This window comes from Moritella dasanensis ArB 0140 (assembly GCF_000276805.1).
Taxonomy (GTDB): domain Bacteria; phylum Pseudomonadota; class Gammaproteobacteria; order Enterobacterales; family Moritellaceae; genus Moritella; species Moritella dasanensis.
Map to the genome: position 1 here is coordinate 191,652 of NZ_AKXQ01000001.1, position 20,311 is coordinate 211,962.

Annotated in this window: 19 protein-coding genes; 11 read left to right on the forward strand and 8 right to left on the reverse strand. The window is 41.3% G+C overall.

Translation table 11 applies throughout. The features are described 5' to 3' along the window. The first annotated feature begins 35 nt into the window (after window positions 1-35). Window positions 36-431, forward strand: a complete 396-nt coding sequence (locus A923_RS0100835) for a hypothetical protein (protein ID WP_017219738.1) — start codon at window positions 36-38, stop codon at window positions 429-431. A gap of 40 nt (window positions 432-471) precedes the next feature. Here the strand turns inward: A923_RS0100835 and A923_RS0100840 are convergent, their stop codons facing one another. Continuing rightward, window positions 472-1,089, reverse strand: coding sequence for a LysE family translocator (locus tag A923_RS0100840; RefSeq protein WP_017219739.1), 618 nt, complete (start codon window positions 1,087-1,089; stop codon window positions 472-474). Window positions 1,090-1,228: 139 nt separating this feature from the next. Between A923_RS0100840 and A923_RS0100845 the strand changes: the two genes are divergently transcribed. After that, window positions 1,229-2,152 (forward strand): LysR family transcriptional regulator, encoded by a 924-nt coding sequence (locus tag A923_RS0100845; RefSeq protein ID WP_017219740.1) that lies wholly within the window; start codon window positions 1,229-1,231, stop codon window positions 2,150-2,152. A 151-nt stretch (window positions 2,153-2,303) separates the two neighbouring features. Here the strand turns inward: A923_RS0100845 and A923_RS0100850 are convergent, their stop codons facing one another. Then, window positions 2,304-3,452 (reverse strand): iron-containing alcohol dehydrogenase, encoded by a 1,149-nt coding sequence (locus tag A923_RS0100850; RefSeq protein ID WP_017219741.1) that lies wholly within the window; start codon window positions 3,450-3,452, stop codon window positions 2,304-2,306. Between the two features lie 148 nt (window positions 3,453-3,600). Between A923_RS0100850 and A923_RS0100855 the strand changes: the two genes are divergently transcribed. Then, a complete protein-coding gene (locus A923_RS0100855; RefSeq protein WP_017219742.1) occupies window positions 3,601-4,485 on the forward strand; it encodes an AraC family transcriptional regulator in 885 nt (294 codons plus the stop codon). Window positions 4,486-4,556: 71 nt separating this feature from the next. On the opposite strand, the gene A923_RS0100860 is transcribed toward A923_RS0100855, so the two are convergent. The 3 genes from A923_RS0100860 to A923_RS0100870 form a co-directional block, all read right to left on the reverse strand. Further along, window positions 4,557-7,865 (reverse strand): hybrid sensor histidine kinase/response regulator, encoded by a 3,309-nt coding sequence (locus A923_RS0100860; protein WP_017219743.1) that lies wholly within the window; start codon window positions 7,863-7,865, stop codon window positions 4,557-4,559. A 50-nt stretch (window positions 7,866-7,915) separates the two neighbouring features. Next, window positions 7,916-8,611 carry a response regulator gene (locus tag A923_RS0100865; protein ID WP_017219744.1) on the reverse strand — a complete coding sequence of 232 codons (696 nt, stop codon included), beginning with the start codon at window positions 8,609-8,611 and terminating at the stop codon, window positions 7,916-7,918. 216 nt (window positions 8,612-8,827) lie between these two features. Further along, complete coding sequence (locus A923_RS0100870) at window positions 8,828-9,736, reverse strand: homocysteine S-methyltransferase family protein (RefSeq protein WP_017219745.1); 909 nt, start codon at window positions 9,734-9,736, stop codon at window positions 8,828-8,830. A 398-nt stretch (window positions 9,737-10,134) separates the two neighbouring features. On the opposite strand from A923_RS0100870, the gene A923_RS0100875 reads away from it, so the two are divergent. Beyond that, window positions 10,135-10,341, forward strand: coding sequence for a cold-shock protein (locus A923_RS0100875; protein ID WP_017219746.1), 207 nt, complete (start codon window positions 10,135-10,137; stop codon window positions 10,339-10,341). Window positions 10,342-10,530: 189 nt separating this feature from the next. Then, window positions 10,531-10,950, forward strand: coding sequence for a hypothetical protein (locus A923_RS0100880; protein WP_026005995.1), 420 nt, complete (start codon window positions 10,531-10,533; stop codon window positions 10,948-10,950). Here A923_RS0100880 and A923_RS0100885 read toward each other — a convergent pair. Beyond that, entirely contained in the window at window positions 10,943-11,455 is a 513-nt protein-coding gene (locus A923_RS0100885; RefSeq protein ID WP_017219748.1) for a methylated-DNA--[protein]-cysteine S-methyltransferase, read from the reverse strand. The genes A923_RS0100880 and A923_RS0100885 overlap by 8 nt on opposite strands. A gap of 217 nt (window positions 11,456-11,672) precedes the next feature. Between A923_RS0100885 and A923_RS0100890 the strand changes: the two genes are divergently transcribed. The 4 genes from A923_RS0100890 to A923_RS0100905 are packed head-to-tail and all read left to right on the forward strand — an operon-like array spanning window position 11,673 to window position 16,441. After that, window positions 11,673-13,043: a glutamine synthetase family protein gene (locus tag A923_RS0100890; protein ID WP_017219749.1), complete on the forward strand. Its 1,371-nt coding sequence runs from the start codon at window positions 11,673-11,675 to the stop codon at window positions 13,041-13,043. A 14-nt stretch (window positions 13,044-13,057) separates the two neighbouring features. Continuing rightward, window positions 13,058-14,464 (forward strand): aldehyde dehydrogenase family protein, encoded by a 1,407-nt coding sequence (locus A923_RS0100895; protein WP_017219750.1) that lies wholly within the window; start codon window positions 13,058-13,060, stop codon window positions 14,462-14,464. A 41-nt stretch (window positions 14,465-14,505) separates the two neighbouring features. Then, window positions 14,506-15,675 carry an iron-containing alcohol dehydrogenase gene (locus A923_RS0100900; protein ID WP_017219751.1) on the forward strand — a complete coding sequence of 390 codons (1,170 nt, stop codon included), beginning with the start codon at window positions 14,506-14,508 and terminating at the stop codon, window positions 15,673-15,675. Window positions 15,676-15,709: 34 nt separating this feature from the next. After that, on the forward strand, window positions 15,710-16,441 hold the full coding sequence (locus tag A923_RS0100905; RefSeq protein WP_017219752.1) for a GMP synthase: 732 nt from the start codon (window positions 15,710-15,712) through the stop codon (window positions 16,439-16,441). Here A923_RS0100905 and A923_RS0100910 read toward each other — a convergent pair. Both A923_RS0100910 and A923_RS0100915 read right to left on the reverse strand, forming a co-directional pair. Further along, window positions 16,416-16,748 carry a YnfA family protein gene (locus A923_RS0100910; protein WP_017219753.1) on the reverse strand — a complete coding sequence of 111 codons (333 nt, stop codon included), beginning with the start codon at window positions 16,746-16,748 and terminating at the stop codon, window positions 16,416-16,418. The genes A923_RS0100905 and A923_RS0100910 overlap by 26 nt on opposite strands. A 156-nt stretch (window positions 16,749-16,904) precedes the next feature. Continuing rightward, window positions 16,905-17,480 (reverse strand): YdeI/OmpD-associated family protein, encoded by a 576-nt coding sequence (locus tag A923_RS0100915; protein ID WP_017219754.1) that lies wholly within the window; start codon window positions 17,478-17,480, stop codon window positions 16,905-16,907. Window positions 17,481-17,656: 176 nt separating this feature from the next. Here A923_RS0100915 and A923_RS0100920 point away from each other — a divergent pair, with 176 nt between their 5' ends. Continuing rightward, window positions 17,657-18,259, forward strand: coding sequence for a uracil-DNA glycosylase family protein (locus tag A923_RS0100920; RefSeq protein ID WP_017219755.1), 603 nt, complete (start codon window positions 17,657-17,659; stop codon window positions 18,257-18,259). A 366-nt stretch (window positions 18,260-18,625) separates the two neighbouring features. Next, window positions 18,626-20,311, forward strand: coding sequence for an amidohydrolase (locus tag A923_RS0100925; protein WP_017219756.1), 1,686 nt, complete (start codon window positions 18,626-18,628; stop codon window positions 20,309-20,311).

A 20,311-nucleotide genomic window follows, 5' to 3' on the forward strand; every position in this document is an offset into this window, starting at 1 on the left:
TAGTTGAACATGTAATGATCAAAAAGGAATTTAACATGAGTCGTGATCTGGACGCCGCTAAGCAGGATTGTTTAGTTGAAATAGAAGCGCTATTGGCTGGCATGGTTGATGTTTCATCTGAGAATAGAATTCAGACATTAGATAGTAGTGATGAGCAAGTCGCGACGAATAAGGACTGGCATATATCCTTACGCTTTGATGTTGATGTGTTTAAACAAGGCATGGAGCATATCTTCTTTGTTAAATATTTACAGCAAATTGGCCGTATTATTACGTTCACTGTGTTACCCGAGAAAATACCCAGTCTAGAGGGTATTGATTATCTTAGTTTTGAAATTGATTTGCGGACCGACAGTAATCAAGAAGAGATAACGTCTGTCTTTGAGTTTATACAAGAAGACTGTGATATACGCATTATTCCGCCATATTAACCTGCCATATTATCTTGGATATAACGCTGTCGGTCTTACATTAAATAGAATTCACCAGGGTGAGTTTTATCGCAATCAGCATTAATACAAATCCAGCCCCTTTATCAATTTTTTGTTTATGCCGATTGAAGCGAGGCAGTATGTTTGGGTGTGATAGCAGTAACACAACCCCGATGTACCAGATAAAATGTGCTAGCATAATGATCAAGCCATATCCTATCTGCATGATTAGCGGCGTATCGATCGATACTACTTGGGTAAAAATACTTAAGAAAAAAATAGATGTTTTAGGGTTTAATATATTGCAGGTAAAACCTAAACGTATCGCGGCAAAGGGTGACATCTCAACCATTTGATTGTTTTGACCGGTATTTAACAGCGCGCGTGTTGTTAATAACTGCCAAGCAATATAAATAAGATAAGCCGCGCCGAGGTATTTTATCGAATTGAATAACCATGCCGAATTTGCAATCACGACAGCTAATCCTGCAATTGAATAACTGGCATGAATACAAACAGATAAACACATACCTAAGCTAGCATATAAACCAGCTAAACGACCATTGTAAATACTCGTACGGGTCACCATCACAAAATCAGCCCCAGGTAAGATCGCCATAAAAATAGCAATGGTACTCACCGCTATAATTTCTGCCATATACGTATTTATTAACAACTCCATATTTACCTCTCATTATTTTTAATATGCTTACAGCAACGTATTTATTTTATTGCAGTCATGTTAATTTATGAGAGATTTAAAACAATACACCCATTTGTAAAAGGACTTGTGCCTAGTGGACACAAATAAAATAATCCCTTTGTTGCCTGACATGGCGATTTTGGTCACTGTGGTTGAGCAGGGGAATTTTAGTAAAGCTGCAAGAAAACTTGGGGTAACCCCCTCAGCGGTGAGCCGCCAAATTAGTCGGTTAGAAGATGCATTAGGCATCAAGCTATTACAGCGGACTACGCGACAACTGGCGTTAACGGAGTCAGGTAAGATCACGTTCGATTATTGTAAACAAATGGTTGAGTCTGCAGAGCAAGCGGTTAATGCCAGTACCTCTGCCACATCGACTGTGAGCGGATTATTGAGAGTGGCAGCGCCAAAATCGTTGGCGAGTCGGGTATTAAGACCACTTTTCACCGATTTTTTAAAATGTTATCCAGATATTCAGTTACATTTAAAAGTGACGGACCGTGTTTTAGACCCGATTCATGATGGTGTCGATTTTTTGATCCATATTAATGACAATCCCATTGAAGCATTGGTCAACGTTAAAATCGGTCGCGTTGAACAGGTGTTATGTGCCAGTCCTGATTTCCTTGCAAACCATGCACTGCCTACACACCCCGATGACTTAAAATATCTACCATGCCTGTGCTTAGGTGAAAATATGGCTGATAATCGCTGGCGGTTTAGTAATCAAAATCAACAAGCGACCGTACAGGTGACGGGATCATACTTGATTAACCACAGTGAGATGCGTTGTGATGCGATTGAACAGGGCTTTGGTGTTGGCGGTTTGCCAGATTATATTGCGCAGAAGGGTATTGCAGCGGGGACGCTCGTGCCACTATTACAAGATTGGCAGTTACAGGGTAATTATCACGGTGATATTTGTTTGCAGTATGTGCAAAGTAAATACATGCCGAATAAAAACCGCGTGTTTATTGATTTCATGAAACAACATTTACTTGTCATTAAGTCGGATTAAGTAGAAGTAGAAGTAGCAAGAGTAGCTGTAGGGGAAATAGAGTCCTGTGTTATCAAAACAAAAAAGCCAATACCGGATTAACAGTATTGGCTTTTAGTATTTAATGCTCGCAAGTAAAACGACTAGTGTTTAGTGCGTTTTTATTTCGATATTACGCTACTGCGTCTTCTAAAATTTGACGAGAAACTTCCAGCGTAATCGCTTGGCTTTCACCGAGTGCAACCATACCGTGCGCTTCAAGTTGCTTGATAATCGTATCAACAGCAGATGCTTTATCGTCGCCGTGTTCAGTTAATTGCGTTGGTACTTGTACGCTGTGGTAGAAAGTTTCTATTTCTACAATGGTACGTTCAGCTAGGTCTGTAGAAGCGTCTAAGCCAAATACATTTTTACCAAGTTGTTCCAATTTAGCGCGTTTCGCTTCAATTTGATTACGTAGTAAAGACGGTTGGATGATAGATAGCGAACGTGCATGATCAACATTGTATAAAGCTGTTAATTCATGACCAATCATGTGTGTTGCCCAGTCATGTGTTACACCAGAACCAATTAAGCCATTAAGCGCTTGGTTTGCTGTCCACATTAGGTTTGAACGCCATTCGTTGTTATCACGGTCGTCGTATTGTTCTGCTAATACTCTTAAGTTTTTAAGTAATACTTCAGCATAACCGTCTTGAACCATTGCACCTGTTGGCAGTGTTAAGTATTGCTCACAAACGTGTACCCAAGCATCAACAAGACCATTCACTAATTGACGTTCTGGTAATGTTTTCATTGAATCTGGATCAAGTACAGCAAACTTAGGTTGTACTGCTGCAGCCATAAACGGCAGTTTAGTTTGCGTTGATTTTTGAGTAATAACAGAACCTGAATTTGATTCAGAACCTGTTGCAGGTAATGTCAGAATTGCACCCAGTGGAATCGCTTCCGTTACTATGTGCTTACCAATCAAAATATCCCAACCATTGCCGTCGTACATTGCTGCTGCAGCCACGTATTTTGCACCATCAATTACAGAGCCACCACCAACAGCAAGAATGTAATCAATATCTTGTTCTTTTGCCATCACAACTGCGTTATCTAATGTTTCTACTGTTGGGTTTGCTTCAACACCTGAAAATTCTGACCATGTATGTTCTTTCAGTGCGTCACAAACTTGGTCATAAACGCCATTTTTCTTAATAGAACCACCACCGTAAATCACCAACACTTTTTTATCTTTTGGAATAGACGTTGTGATAGTTGAAATTTGACCTTGGCCAAAATGGATTTGAGTCGGGTTAACATAAGAGAATTTCATTGTATGTCCTTTATTTTGATTTATTCAATAAGTGCATATTACTCTTTATAATGCGCTTTAAAAAGGCGGAATCCTCCATTTAAGTTGCCTATTCCTCTAAAGTTACGTATTTTAATAAACAGGCGATGACTGATATTTAAGGGCAACAATGAATTCTCTTGGCGATTTAATGCAAACATATGCGGATGCGTACGATCTTAACGATCTGGAAGGCATTAAAGAAACCGCTATTCCAGGGGTGTGGTTTTATCGCAGTAGTAAAGGCAATAAGCGCCAGCCTTTTGTATACCAATCGGGAATTATCGTCATGGGGCAGGGGCGCAAGCATATACACATAGGCAATCAGCCAGTGCATTATGGGCCTGAAGACTATTTGGTCGTTGGTGTGCCAATGCCATTGGAGTGCGAAGCTTTCCCCGAGCATGGTGTGCCCTTGTTAGGCTTAACCATTAATGTTGATGCAACCTTGTTACACCGCTTAGTGAATGAATTGGAAGCGGCCTCTTTTGAATATGCATCGAGAAGTAACCAAGAAACATGTGGATTAAGCTCGGTCAAAATGGCGACGCCAATGCTAGAGAGTTGCAAGCGCTTGATGATGGCACTGCATTCTGACTTAGAGACTAAAATGTTGGGTGAGTCATTAGTCATGGAAATCGTTTATCGGGCACTGGTTGGCTCAGAAGGGCATGTATTGTTTGATTTAGCCCATCACGACGGGCAATACGCCAGGGTGGCGAAAGTCCTGACTAAAATGCACCAAGGTTATTCAGAAGGACTCACGGTTCAGCATTTGGCTGATGAAGCTAATATGAGCGTGTCTGCTTTCCATTTGGCATTTCGCAAAGTGACATTAGAATCACCGCTGCAGTATTTAAAGAAAGTGCGTTTAAATAAAGCCAAAGAGCTGATCCAACTCGAAGGCTTAAGGGTGAGTGATGCCGCAAGACTCGTGGGGTATACCAGTTCATCGCAGTTTAGTCGTGAATTTAAGCGCCATTTTAATATGACGCCTAAAGGCTGCGCGCATTAATATTGCGATTACCGATTACCGATTACCGATTACCGATTACCGATTACCGGATTACCGGATGACAGGATTGATCAGTCATCAAAGAGTGTTAATGCAGCATCGAAATCAAAATTATTCACATGCACTATTAGTTTTTGATAGTCAGATGCAGATAACCCGAGTTCATCTGCGAAATGCTGTTCTACTAACTCGATAGCAATGGTATCTGAATGTTTCAGTGCCTTTTTGATTTTTTCTATCATCAGCTTATTGTGAGTCGATGTATTTTGAGCTGAGCGCTTAACTTGATTGCTTGGTTCACCCGTCGAGCTAACTTTATGTTGTTGAAAATAATTTTCTAAAGCTGTACATGTATCAGCTAACATTTGCGTAAGTGCCTGTAACTGATCCTGTTTAGGCGCTTCTTCAGTGTCTTTTTCAATGGCATTACAAAGCTGATAAATAGCTGAAAATCCTAAATTTCCAGCAAGACCTTTTAAAGTATGAATAAAGTGCTGTTGCGCTTCTGAATCTAACTCTAACTCCGGCACTGTCAAAGCGCTGGGTTTTTTAGCATATTGTTTGGAAAATCTAGCCAGTAATTTGTAGTAAAGGGTAATATCATTATTTGCACAAGATAACCCCATCGCATGGTCAAGCCCTACAATGTGAATGGTGCTTTCTATTTTTCCTATGTTTTCAATCTCAAGCAGTGTATTAGGTGTCAATTTAGTATTATTGAGCGTGTGGGATGGTTTTACATTGACCCACTTAACAAGCGTTTTCATCATGTCAGCAATATTGATTGGCTTTCCAATTACGTCATTCATGCCAGATTCTTTTGCTTTTTCTAAATCTTTTTCCATGATATTTGCAGTCATTGCGATAATCGGTAACAGCTGCATGCGTTGATCTTTTCTTATTATTTCTGTCGCTTCATAACCATCCATTATAGGCATGTGGCAATCCATCAGCACGCAATCAAAAGTGTGATGAGCCAAATATTCAATCGCCTCTTGACCATGGTTTGCAATGGTTACGTTAATGCCTTTGCTTGTTAATATTTCGTAGACAAGTTCTTGATTAATTTTGTTATCTTCGACCAATAAAAAATGAACCCCGATCAACAGCTGTTCAACGGCAAGCGTATTTACCTTATTATCTTGTTGTTGCTGCTGTGCTTGCGTCAGAGAGCCTGGGGAATAGGCTGTTGGCATTGTATCTAGGACATGTGGCGATAAATTTGAACCTAATTCTGAACGCTCGAGAGCGACGTGAAATGAAAAGCAACTGCCGATACCAAATTCACTGGTTACTGATATATCACCTTGCATTAATCGCGTTAACTGTTTACAAATCGCCAAGCCTAAACCTGTACCACCATATTTACGGGTGGTTGAGGTGTCAGCTTGAGAGAATGCAGAAAATAGGTTTTTTACTTGCTCTGGAGTCATACCAATACCTGTATCTCGTACATCACCAACGAGCACGACTTTATTGTCGTTGATTATTTTGCAGGTAAGACTTAATATTATTTCCCCTTTTTTGGTGAATTTAACCGCATTATCACCTAAATTAATGAGTATTTGTTGTAGTCGTAAGGGGTCGCCAATAAAACTGAGGGGTAGGTTACTATCAATATCAAAGCGCAATGCTAAACCCCGTTCTTGTGCTTTTAAGCCAATAATGTCTGCCACTTCATCTAAAACGTCAGAAATATTGAATTCAATCTTTTCAATGGTTAACTTACCTGCCCCTATTTTAGAGAAGTCTAGGATGTCATTAATGATCCCAAGTAAGGCATTGGCAGAACGGTTTACTTTCCCAATATAATTCTTCTGTTTAGGGTTTAATTCTGTTTCTAGCGCTAAATAACTCATGCCGATAATTGCATTCATTGGTGTTCTGATTTCATGGCTCATATTAGCTAAAAAATCGGACTTTGCTTGATCTGCCTGTTTTGCTTGTTCTGCTACAATACCTAATCGTTGAGTTAAGTTTGTCAGTGATATTTGCGAACGGCGAATAACATAGCCAAGTAATACGATACTGATTAAAAAGAAAATAGAAAAAATAGACATCTTTTGAACTGAATTACGAGACTCATCCATCTCTTTAAGTCTGTATTCACGAAAATTAGACAAGATACCATCAGTAGCTAAGGCTGAATCATTCATTATTTTTCTAAACACTAATCTTTGTTTTTTTAAATCAGCTAAAGCCAAGAAATCATTAAAGTAAACTTCAATGTTCGGTAACAATTCACTGAAAGTATGCTGATCATCTTTTTCTATAAATGAAGATGAAATAAGTTTAACTTGGGTTTTTGTTAAGGTTAACAATGTTTGGATTTGAGTGAACGATAAGTGTCGAGTCGGTTGGTTTTGTACTGACGAAAATTCATTATTTAATTGTCTAGCGGCATTGATGTTATCCAATAATATATCGAGTTGCTCATAAAACTCTAACCTTCGTAACATCACTTTTTGTACTGTATCACGAAGTGCCATTGTTGAATCTAGAAAATTTAGTTCGTTAGTGCGTAAATCAACAACCAGACCTGCTAATAACAACGCTTGTGCCTCTATTTCAACGACTAATGGTGTATTGATCGTGAGCACAGCATAATCATTTACATTTTCAAATTGTGTAAACAGGGTTCTTAATTTATTTGTCTGAGGTACTAATTGCGTCAGTATATCGTTGTCATTCGGATTTTTAATCGATGTCTGTAAGGCTTTAGTGAGATAAGATATTTCATCGAAGTACTCTTTAAATAATTTAAGTTCATGTTTATTATCGGAAAGTAAGACATCCTTCTTAATACTGATAACGGCTTCGATGGCATTTTCTAGTTGGTAGGTTTGTTTTATATTTTCCCTGATCTTATTTGTTTCTAACCTAAACTTCTTCATGTTCAGTTTTACGTAATCGATATCCTTTATTTTTAATTTTCTCAATGCTTCAGCACTGTCATTGACGAATATGATTGAGTTGTTCATATCTTTATGTTTTTGACGTAATTCCTCAGTGAGTAACACGTAACGTTCAAAGGCAGTTTGATATTGATTAGCTATAGTGAATAATTTTTCAACATATTTTCGGTCTGCGTTATCGATGAAAACTGTAATTAATGACTGTACTGTTTCAATATGAGTCGTTGCTTTTTTTGCATCCTGATCTAAGCCATCTCGCGTATAAGTCAGCTCTGCAATACGAGCACTATCAAGGGCTATCAATAATTGCCCAGCTTGTGAGTACCGATCAATTGCGTTAGTTAATTTAGAAAAATGGAACATGCTCGCTAAACCAATAGCAATAAGCAGAAAAATAGCAATGAAAAAACCGAACATGATGCGCTTATTATTTGATTCAATTAATAATTTAGGCACTTGTATCATCTCTCATATGAGTGTTATAAATTTCGATTGTTTGTACAATCGCGTGTGCTTTAGCTATCGCCTAAACCGAAAAAGTCGGATATTTTGTATTTTTCATCTTCATTGCCAATGTTTAGCGTTTCTATAAGATGAGTGACTTGCTCTTTATCCACACTATTCAATGATGAAAAACTCTGCATTATAGATGCTACATCATCGTTTATCTTGGTGTTATTGTTGTCTGCGTAACTCTGGAGTATATCGAGTGTATGCCTACAGCTAGCGCCGCCCAAAAATATGTTATTTAAGGCTATCATCTCCTCACTGCTAATGATGTTGTCGCTGTTCATCTTTGCTAAGTCTTCAAGGTGATGATTTTGAACAGACAGAGAGAACTGGGCTTTAACGCGTGTTTTTACAATGTCAGGGTGATAAGGCTTAGTAATGTAGTCGACAGCACCCAATTCAAACCCGAATGATTCGTCCACTGGATCACTTTTTGCCGTGACAAAAATGACAGGGATATGCTTAGTGGCAGGATTAATTTTTAATAATCGACACACTTCAAAGCCATCCATTTCAGGCATCATTACATCAAGTAAAATCATATCTGGTTGAGGCTGTTGTTGTGCAATCGCTAATGCTTTCAGGCCATTGGTTGCCGCTTGTACTTTATATTCAGTATTAAGAACGCCGTTTAAAGTTTGGATGTTATCGGCTATATCATCAACGACCAAAATAGTACGTAACGATGGGGTTATATGCATAAGAAGCCTTATTTATCATATTGATTGATTATTACTAAAGCACAGTATTCTTAGTTGGACCACGTGAGGACGAAAAATTCAATAAATTATTATATGATTTGAAGGGGTGATCTGACGAGCATAATAATTTTTATCATGCTCGTCAGATCGTTTGAACCTAGTGTAAGTAATGAATAGGGCTAACAAAGAAGAAAGATCCACTTAGTGAACAGATAATTATGCGTGTTTAAGCTCGGCTAATGCTTTAATGTGTGCTGGCGAAACGCCACAACACCCACCAACGATAGATGCGCCGGCGTTGACCCAAGTTGTCGCAAATTCACGGTATCTTTGCGGTGCTACATCCTTTCTTATGCCTTTAACGGCATTATTTGCTTCGTGCAGGTCGCCAATGGGCGGGAAGTTATTGGCGTATACGCCTAACTGTACTTGGTCAGCAATACCGAGATCGGATAACGCTTGTTTGGCCGTCGTCAACGCGGTTTCCATGACTTCGGCGCAGCTGCAATTGAATAAGATAGCCGATACATGTTGTCCTGCTATTTGACTCACCGCATCATAAACCAACTCACCAGAACGCAGAGCAGGCTCTGTAGTTATTTCATCTTTAATGGTAAATGCAATCCAGGTCGGTTTGTCTGTGGTCGCAGTGCGGGATTTGATCATGGCCGCTTCAGCGATAGAAGAGATGGTTTCGGCTAACCAAATATCGACACCTGCTTGTTGATTGTTTATCAATACCTCAAGTATGGGTTTAGCTGCTTCTACTTTAAACAGATCGGGTCGGTAAGAACCTAATACTGGGGGGATGCAACCAGCGATTAACAGACCTGAATGATCACTAATGGATCCTCGCGCTAACTCAGCTGCAAGTTTGATCAGGTCTGCGCCTTGTTCGTCAAAGCGTTTCTGGCCAATATGAAAGGGCACTAGCGCGTAGGTATTGGTGGTAATAATCTCGGCGCCGGCCTTTATAAAGCTAGTATGTACTTGAGAAACAAAGTGAGGGGCTTCAATTAATGCTTGAGCTGACCATTCTGGTTGTTGAAAAGGCGCGCCAATGCTCTGAAGTTCACGGCCCATGCCACCATCAAGGATTATTGGTAATGTATATTGTGCTTTCATATTGATATTTTAATCTGTTATCTATCTATAAGATCAGAATAACCGCGCCGTTGTGGTAAAGCAAGCTTGACATTTAGACATGACTGGATGTTTTCTCGTCAGTAGTGATAAATAAATATAAAATAATATACGGGCCTGAAATAATCTTAAGCCTTTGAAACTTATGTCTAACTTGGTTTTTGATCATGTTTTTGTCACAATTTTAGGTATTTTATTTTTTGAATAGCTTTGACTTTTTTTTTAGATTCTATAGAGTGTCCCTCAGCAAGAAAGCCTTTTGTTTACATTCTCCATTTCGTTGTTATATTAATACCTCGCATTGTAGTTTTTAAGTTCCAGTTTTTTGTACGCTATCCAAGCCTATTAAGGCAAATTAAATTAAAATTACAGGTATTATTATGTCTAAAGTTCAAGGTACAGTTAAATGGTTCAACGAAGCTAAAGGTTTTGGTTTCATCGAGCAAGAAAATGGCCCAGATGTATTCGCACATTTCAGCGCTATCTCAAGTGAAGGTTTCAAAACTTTGACTGAAGGCCAAAAAGTAGAATTCACAGTAGGCGAAGGTCAAAAAGGTCCTAACGCTGAAAACATCGTAGCAATCTAGTTTGCTATGTATTCGGCTCTGAATCAGAGCTGAATAAATATAAAGAATGGTAAGCCTTATGGGTTTGCCATTTTTTTTGCCTGCAATTAAGCAATACTCAATATTGTTAGTTATTTTGCAGCATTCAACTGCCACACTACGTCGAATTTCCCTCTGTAAATATGAACTGATTATTTTAAAGAGGTAGTTTTGTTGAATTTTATTTATGCTATTCATCCGATCAAACTATTGTTCGGTGCAGTACTTAGTTATTTTATGGTCATTGCTATATTTGGTTTTGACTTTAATCTGCTCTATCTTATTTATGTGTCGACTGCGGTTGGGCCCATTATAGCTGCTCGTCATTCTAATCAACCATTTATCGACGATCCAGTGTCGTATATCACCTTCGATGGCTCGAATATGATTATGGGTTCAACAACATTGCCTATATCTGCGATTAAACAGGTTGCGTTAGATACTATTAATAATGAAGGCTACTTTTCATTACCTCTCCATCATTCTTCGCCTGGTGTTATTACCGGATTTATCTTCCCTGCCATTAAAAAAGAGGCATTAAAAACGCACCTCCAGAGTAATTTATCGAAGCGCGTTATATTTATTAAATAAATAAATTCTGCTCAAGTTCTAACAAACGCTTCTTTAATGACAAACCACCGCCGTAACCGACCAGCTCGCCTTGGCTACCAATAATACGGTGACAAGGAATGATAATGGCTAATCCATTCGCCCCGTTGGCATTGCCTACCGCTCTCACTGCATTTTCGTTACCTATGGTTGTTGCTAAATCTAAATATGTCGCTGTTTCACCATACTTTACTTCCTGTAGTGCTCGCCATACCGTTTGTTGAAAATCGGTGCCGACCAGTAATAAAGGCAAGTCAAATACACTGCGTTCCCCCATGAAATAGGCGTTTAACTGCGCTTTGGTCTGTTCTAATACCGCATCATTTTGTTCGACAAACGTAGCATTAAGGCCGCGTTGAATACGGATGTCAACAGACTCGCGCATTTTTCTGTAGCGAAAATCACACAAACACAGTTTGCCTTGGTATGAGCCAAGTACAAATTCAGCGTAAGGGTGCTTAAAGTATTGAATGTTGATATTCGTCATCTCATGTCCTTGTTGAGTCGGGTGGTCGATATTCGCTGCAAGGTGAAAGCCCTATTTCAGCTTATTCGGAGCTGATTATACTCACTTTTTTGGTTTTATTTTATCGTTGCAGTCGACTTTCTTCATCACAACGCACTTACACTCCCTATACTAATAATTATGCTATCACTCATTATCAAGCATCGCCGCGATAGGCTCTGTAATATAAGGATGTATTATGCTCAATCCCAGAGAAGTGAAAACCGTTGCCGATGCCAAGCATATTATCGAACAACGCGGTTTAAGCCATATCAAAGTTGGTTTGTTTGATGCCGACGGTATTATGCGCGGTAAGTATATGAGTAAAGAGAAGTTCTTCTGCTCTCTCGACAGTGGTTTTTCGTTTTGTGATGTGGTTTTAGGCTGGGATTCAAAAGATCAGCTTTACGATAATGTTGAATACACGGGTTGGCATACTGGCTATCCCGATGCCCCGGTGCGTATCTTACCTGAGACGTGCCGTAACTTGCCCGGCGAAGGGGATATGTTGTTATTCATTGCCGAGTTTCGTGACCAAGCCGAAGCGGTTTGTCCCCGAGGTACGTTACGCCGTGTATTAGCTCGCGCCGAGCGTATGGGCTTGGACGTGACTGCTGCATTCGAATATGAATTTTTTATGTTTAAAGAAACACCTGAATCGATAAGAGAAAAAGGTTACAAGAATTTAACGCCGCTCACCCCTGATAGCTTTGGTTACTCTATTATTCGCAATTCAGTCCATGCCGATTTACATCATCAAATCATGGGTCTAGGTGAAGTTATGGACTTTCCATTAGAGAGTCTACACACCGAAACCGGTCCAGGTGTATTAGAAGCGGCCATTGCTTATGATGGCGCGCAAGACGCAGCAGATAAAGCCGCACTATTCAAAACCTTCATTAAAGTCTGGGCGCAGCGTAATAATCTGATGGCGACTTTTATGGCTAAATGGTCAAGCGATTGGCCGGGCCAAAGTGGTCACATCCATATTTCGTTAAAAGACAAAAGTGGTAAAGCGTTGTTTCACGATCCTAATAATGAATACAACATGAGTGATACTCAACGCAACTTCCTTGCCGGTCAGCAAAAATACATGCCAGAATTCTTGGCAATGATCGCGCCGACGGTAAACAGTTATAGCCGTATGGTGCCGGGATTATGGGCGCCGCTTGATGCAACTTGGGGCGTCGAAAATCGCACCACTGCACTGCGGGTGATCCCGGGTTCGGCAAAATCTCAGCGTATTGAATATCGTTTGGGCTCTGCCGATGCTAATCCTTATCTTGCGCTCGCAGCGGCATTAGCATCTGGTTTAATGGGGATAGAGCAGAAGTTAGAGCCTCATGCACAAGTGAAAGGTAATGCCTACGATCAAGATCACCCTGAAGCATTATCTCTTCCACGCACATTGTTTGATGCGGCGCGTAAACTCAAACGTTCTGAAGCGGCGAAAGAGTTGTTTGGCCAAGAGTTTGTGCAGCATTATGCTGCGACTCGCGAATGGGAAGAACGTGAATTTAGAAAACACGTGACGGATTGGGAACTCGAACGTTATTTTGAAATTATCTAGGGAGCACAGTGATAATGACAATGATAAGTAAAAAGCAAAGGCCTATACAACAAACACGTTCACCCATTGATAATACTGTTTACGTTGAGCGTGAACTTGCGAGTCTTGACGACATTCATGTTACCTTGCAAAAAGCAGTCGCAGCGCAGACTCATTGGCGTAAGCTTGCGCTGAAAGAACGCGCTGCTATTTGCCATAAAATGGTCGATTTTTTCATTGCCAATGAAACTGAGATAGCTGATGAATTATGCTGGATGATGGGGCGTCCGATCCAATATGCAGGTGGTGAAGTAGCAGGGTTAGCAGAGCGTGCGCGTTACATGATTGACGCCGCAGATGACGCCTTAGCAAATATTAAATTACCAGATAAAACCGGTTTCCAGCGCTACATTAAACGTGAAGCATTGGGGACTGCTTTTGTTATCGCGCCGTGGAATTATCCTTACCTCACGTCGATTAATGCCGTCATGCCTGCCATTATAGCGGGCAACAGTGTGATATTAAAGCACTCCGCACAGACACCATTATGCGCTGAGCAATTATATAAAGCCTTTGAAAAAGCAGGTTTACCGGACGGGGTATTTCAATATTTACATCTTAGTCATGCCAATACAGAAACCGTTATTAAGGATAGTCGCATTGATTACGTGGCTTTCACTGGGTCGGTTGCTGGTGGCGAAATGGTTGAAAATGCCAGTTGCGGGCGTTTCATTGGTGTTGGATTGGAACTCGGCGGTAAAGATCCTGCTTATGTCCGCGGTGATGCAGAACTTGATCATGCAGTGGCAACCTGTATCGATGGGGCATTTTTCAATTCAGGACAATCTTGCTGTGGTATTGAACGTATCTATGTAGATAGCTGCGTATTCGACGAATTTGTGCGTAAGTCTGTTGATCTTGTTAAAGCCTATAAGCTGGGGCGACCTGATGATAGGAACACAACATTAGGGCCAATGGTCAAAACGTCAGCGGCTGACTTTGTGCGTTCGCAAGTTCATGATGCGATATCTCAAGGTGCTATTGCGCATATTAATGCCGATGATTTTGCAATGAATGAAGTTGGTTCGCCTTATCTGGCACCGCAGCTGTTAACCAATGTGAATCACCAAATGCGGGTGATGACCGAAGAAAGTTTTGGCCCTGTCATTGGCATCATGAAAGTCGACAGTGATGAACAAGCCATCGCGTTAATGAATGATTCTGAGTTCGGGCTTACAGCATCGGTATTCACTGAAGATATCGAAACGGCTATCGCTATTGGCGAGCAACTGGAAACCGGTACTTTTTTTGTTAATCGTTGTGATTACCTCGATCCTGAATTGGCGTGGACGGGAGTGAAGAACTCGGGGCGAGGCTGCACCTTATCTAAATTAGGTTATGAGTCGCTCACACGTCCGAAATCATTCCACATTAAATTGTAGCTGTCGTTATAACAGTTATTGTAAACATGAATGGAGGCTCTATGGAACTCAATCAATTCACGGCGAATTGGCATTATCCTACTGCTATACGTGCTGGTATCGGTCGTATTGAAGATCTCCCCGCTGCTTGCCAAGAACTGGGCATGACATCACCGTTACTCATTACCGATCCCGGCCTCGCTGACTTGCCGATGGTGCAAACCGCGTTAATCAATTGCCAAAAAGCGGGTTTAAAGTGCGGTATTTTCTCACAGATTAAAGGTAATCCAACAGGAGATAACATCAGTGATGGGGTTCGTGCATTTAAGGGCGGCGAACATGATGGTGTGATCGCATTTGGTGGTGGTTCAGCATTGGATGCCGGTAAAGCGGTTGCTTTGATGGTCGGGCAAGATCGGCCTATTTGGGATTTCGACGATGTCGGTGATAATTGGTTAAAGGTAAATGCTGCGGGAATGGTGCCTGTCGTCGCGGTGCCTACCACGTCTGGCACAGGTTCAGAAGTAGGGCGCGCGTCGGTGATTACGGACAGTAATAATCACATTAAACGCATTATTTTTCATCCTAATATGTTACCTGCTATCGTAATTTTGGATCCGCAGCTCAGCGTCGGTTTACCTGCAAAATTAACGGCGGCTACTGGGTTGGATGCATTGTCCCATGCTTTAGAAGCGTATTGTGCTAATGGTTATCATCCGATGGCGGAAGGCATTGCGCTGGAGGGTATTCGACTAATTAAAGAATATTTACCGCGCGCAGTGGAAGACGGCTGCGACCTTGAAGCGAGAGCCCAAATGATGACTGCATCAACAATGGGTTCAACTGCTTTCCAGCGTGGTCTTGGTGGTATGCATGCACTTGCGCATCCAATCGGGGCACTGTATGACAGTCATCATGGTTTATTAAATGCTATCTTAATGCCGTATGTTTTAAAAGCTAATCGTAGCGCCATTGAAGCTAAGCTTACTCGTTTAAGTCGCTATCTAGCGTTAGAAGATGCTGACTTTGATGGTTTTCTAGAATGGATACTGACATTGCGAAAACAGCTAGATATACCACATTCTCTCGGGGAAATTGGCATTGATGCTGACCGTGTCGTTGAGATCGGAGCCATGGCCGAGCAAGACCCATCCGCAGGCGGTAATCCGATAATGCTTAATGCGCAGCAATATGCTGATATTTTCTTATCTGCGGTACATGGCGATTTGTAAACGGCAGGACTAACTATACGGTGGAGGCAAGGTTATGAAACTCGGTATTCTGCAATGTGACGATGTACGGGCTAGTTTACACGCTGATTTTGGTAATTACGCCGCTATGTTTGAGGCGTTATTCCCGCAAGTAGACAGCGCATTAGAACTGCGTTTTTATCGGGTGATTGATGGTCAGTTTCCACAACATGTGGATGAATGTGATGCTTATATTTGCAGTGGCAGCAAATGGAGTGTTAATGATGATGATTTTTGGATCCGCCAGTTGGAAGATTTTACGCGTACGCTTTTCTATGAAAAGAAGGGCTTAGTCGGTATTTGTTTTGGTCATCAGCTAATCGCCAAAGCACTGGGTGGAGAAGTTGAAAAAAGCCCACTTGGCTGGGGAGTCGGTATTGCGCATGCTGATGTGTTAGCAAGGCAAAGTTGGATGCTGCCGAAGCAAGATGATATTGCGCTGGTGGTTTGCCATCAAGACCAAGTCTGTCAGTTACCCGCTGGCGCTGAGGTATTGTTGAGCAATGATTTCTGCCGTTATAGCATGTTCCAGGTGGATTCGCATTTTCTTGGTTTGCAGGGACATCCTGAGTTTACGTCGCAATATTCAGCAGCGTTGATGGAACAACGTCGCGATATTATCCCTGCAGATACGATCAAATCTGCGATGGACTCACTTGGACAGCAAGCAGATGATAAGCTTATCGCCAAGTGGATATTGGTGTTTTTAAGGCAGACTATGGTTACGCGGCTCTTGGTGCGAACATAATAATGGCCATACCAACAAGGGCTACTGAAGCGCCAATCATATCCCACATCGTCGGTTTAATGCCATCAACACCCCAAAGCCATAGCATGGCAACGAATATGTAGACACCACCATACGCCGCGTACACACGACCTGCTGCTTCTGGGTGCAGTGACAGCAACCATGCAAATAGCGCAAGGCTTGCTGCAGCAGGGATCAGCAGCAATATACTCTTATCTTGCTTAAGCCAAAGATAAGGTAAATAACAGCCAATAATTTCAGCAATGGCAGTGATGAAAAATAGTGCGATAGTTTTTAATTCAAACATGGTGTCCGTTTATTTCTAATTAAAGCGAGATACCTCAGTTAGAGGCAATAATGATGAGCTAAAACAAGCGAGGAAAGGGTAAAAGCCAACTGTAATTTGTTCCGCTTGTTCAACTCTTACTCTTACTCTTACTCTTATTTATATGTCGAATTCTACTTATTTAGGCTTTTCTTCGTGAACAAGCATGTCCATGAACTTTGTAAACCGCCTTAGTCTGGTTTCGGGTTTCTTCGCACTTATCAATCCGTACGCGATAACATAACGACTCGATTTATTGAGTGTTCCAAAAAAGGCTTTAACATTCGGCTTGCTCTCTAGTGCAGCGAGGAAATCCGCGGGCACTTCCATTTCACTGACCACATAGGCATTTTCCCAACGACCGTCCGCTTTTGCTGCTCGAATATGTACGAGCCCTGATTCCATCATCCGGCTCTCACTTATCAAACGTTCCGCATGCTCAGTGTTCCTTTTAGACCAGTTGCTTCGCGTTTTTCTGGGCGTAATGCGCTGAAGATAGGCTTGGTCATCGATTGACTTTTTAATACCGTCGATCCAACCCCAACATAGCGCCTCGATCACGACGTCATTCCAAGTCACGCTCTGAATCCCCGTGTTTTTCTTGTATATCTTCACCCATAGTTCACTTTCAGAGGCGTTATGCACTTTGAGCCACTGGCCGAGATCTTTCGGTGTTACAAATGTCATTATTCTTAATGAGTCAGGTTCAGGCATCAAATTAGATCCTTTTGGCATAGCGCCTCACATTAGAAGCAAATAATAGTTGGTTAAAAAGAGCCTATATAAACAGACGAACAATCAATATACTCGTTATACTTCAGATGAATTTGAGTAGTGAAATATAAAGCCTATTTTTCGGTATAAAGTAGAAACCGTTCTGGGATGACAGTATGAAAAATAATATTCTCGATACAATCGTTTCCGATGTACGAAAGTGCACCTTGTGCGAACCAGATCTGCCACTGGGGGCAAGGCCTGTGTTGCAAGTCGATTCGCAAGCCAAAATATTGATTGCAGGGCAGGCTCCAGGTATTCGCGTGCATGAATCAGGTATACCATTTACCGACCCTAGTGGCGATCGTTTACGCCAATGGATGGGTATTGATAACGACACTTTTTATGATGCCAGTAAAATCGCCATTTTACCAATGGGATTCTGTTATCCAGGCACGGGTAAGTCGGGCGACCTGCCACCAAGGCCAGAGTGCGCTAAAACATGGCGGGCTGAAATACTCGCGGCAATGCCGAATATTGAATTGATACTGGTGATTGGAATTTATGCGCAGAAGTGGCACATGGGTGAGATAAAACAGAAAAACCTGACCGAAACAGTGAGGCATTGGCAAGACTTTTGTCAAGTCGATTGGCCAGAGCGATTACCTTTGACACATCCAAGCTCACGTAACAATATTTGGTTGAAGAAAAATCCTTGGTTTGAACTAGAGGTGATCCCGCATTTACAACAGCGAGTGGCGCAATTGCTAAATCAATGACGACATGTCTAACCACCTCTCTATGCATACGAGGACATTGGTTATGACAATGACGCCCAAATCGGATTATCTATAATTAACCAACCCGATACGACGAGTAAAGAACTCGTATAGAAAATGTTGAGTGCTTGCTCATAGGTTTCATTGCTAGATATATTAGCGAGTAGTACTCCGAGTTTGACCCAAACAAAGTGTACTGAAATGTTCAGTACTGCTCCTTTGCTATCAAACGCGTGTTCGGTATTGATGCTATCCCAAAATCCTTATACTCACTACTTTTCTTTTATTTTTTCGCTGCAGTAGACTTACCTCATCGACACACACTTCCTATAATTATGATGATTGTAGGACACAAAGGAATGAACGATGAATAAAATTACCCCTCTAGCAATCGCTGTGAGTTTAATAATGAGTCCTATTGTTTCGGCTAAACCAGCCCTTGAAAAAAAAGCCGATATGATTTTAACCAACGCCAACATATACGGTCACGATAATGCCAATACCATTGCAATACGTGATGGCAATATTGTCTTTATCGGTAAGGGAAACGCATCTGCAGCATATCGCGCGAAAGGCACTGAAATAATCGATCTCGAACAAGCATATGTGATGCCTGGGTTTATCGATAATCATAATCATGTGTTTGAAGCCGCATCGGAAGCGGGCGGTAATTGCGAACTGGATATGGACGCATCCCTTGAAGAGCAAATATCTTACTTAAAAACCTGTCGTGAAAATGCGAAGCCAGGAGCTTGGGTCATGGGTTATGGTTTTTCGTTAGATGCGATTTTAACGGATGATAATCGTTATACACCGCTTGAAGTTATTGACCGTATTTTCCCCGACCAACCCGTTGTGCTGATGGAGCAAACGTCACACTCTATGTGGGTTAACTCTGTCGCGTTAAAGTTAGCTAACATAACGAAGGATTCAGCTGAACCACAAGGCGGTAAGATCCTGAAAGACAAAATAACGGGTGAACTTAACGGTATTGTGTTTGATAACGCTGGTGACATTATGATGGAGATGGCGTGGAACAGTTTAGAGAATCAATTTGACCAAAGCTATGACGGGTTGATGGTTGGTCTTGAAGAAGCGGCTGCACACGGTATTACCACTATTGGCGATGGGCGACTTTATTGGAAACGCGGTTGGTATGAAGTATGGAAAGAAGCTGAGAAAAAAGGGGATTTAACCGCGCGCATTTCTCTACGTCCGTGGATTTACCCGACTGATTCAATGCCACCGCAATTGGCATTTTTAAAGACCATACAATCAAGTGATAAATCATCTTTGTTACTCGTTGATCAAGTCAAGATGTACAGTGACGGCATCATTATTAATGGTACTGCAAAAACACTCGCACCTTATTTAGAGACATACATACCCGACGAACCCAATGGCATTAATTATATTGCCCCAAAACAGATGAAAACATGGTTAAGTTCGTTGGATAAAATAGGTTACAGCGCTCATATCCATGCTATTGGTGATGGCGCTGTGCACGAATCATTAAATGCGGTTGAGTATGCGCGAAACCAAGGTTCTGAAAAACCTTATACGCTAACGCATGTTGAAATGGTCAATCCCCAAGACGTGGCGCGTTTTGCTAAGTTAGATGTGACTGCCGATTTTCAAGTTGGTTCTGATTATGTGGCGCAGCATGACCATCAGTGGGCTGAACCTTTCTTAGGTAAAGAACGTACTCATTCATTAATGAACTTGAAGTCGATTTTCGATACTGGTGCCAATGTAACGCTAAGTAGTGATTGGAATGTAAATGACATTAATCCATTAGTGGGCATTGCCAATAGTTTGAAGATGGGTGAAACAGGTTTACCTGATGTGTATGCGGCGATAGATGCATATACCATTAATGCAGCTGACAGCTTGGGTATCAGCGATATTACCGGTTCTATTACGCTAGGGAAATCGGCTGACTTCGCTATTTTAGACAAAGACATTACCCGTATTTCTAAAAACGCCATCGCTAAAACTGATATTTTGATGACAGTATTGCAAGGTGATATCGTATTTTATTCGGAAGAATAA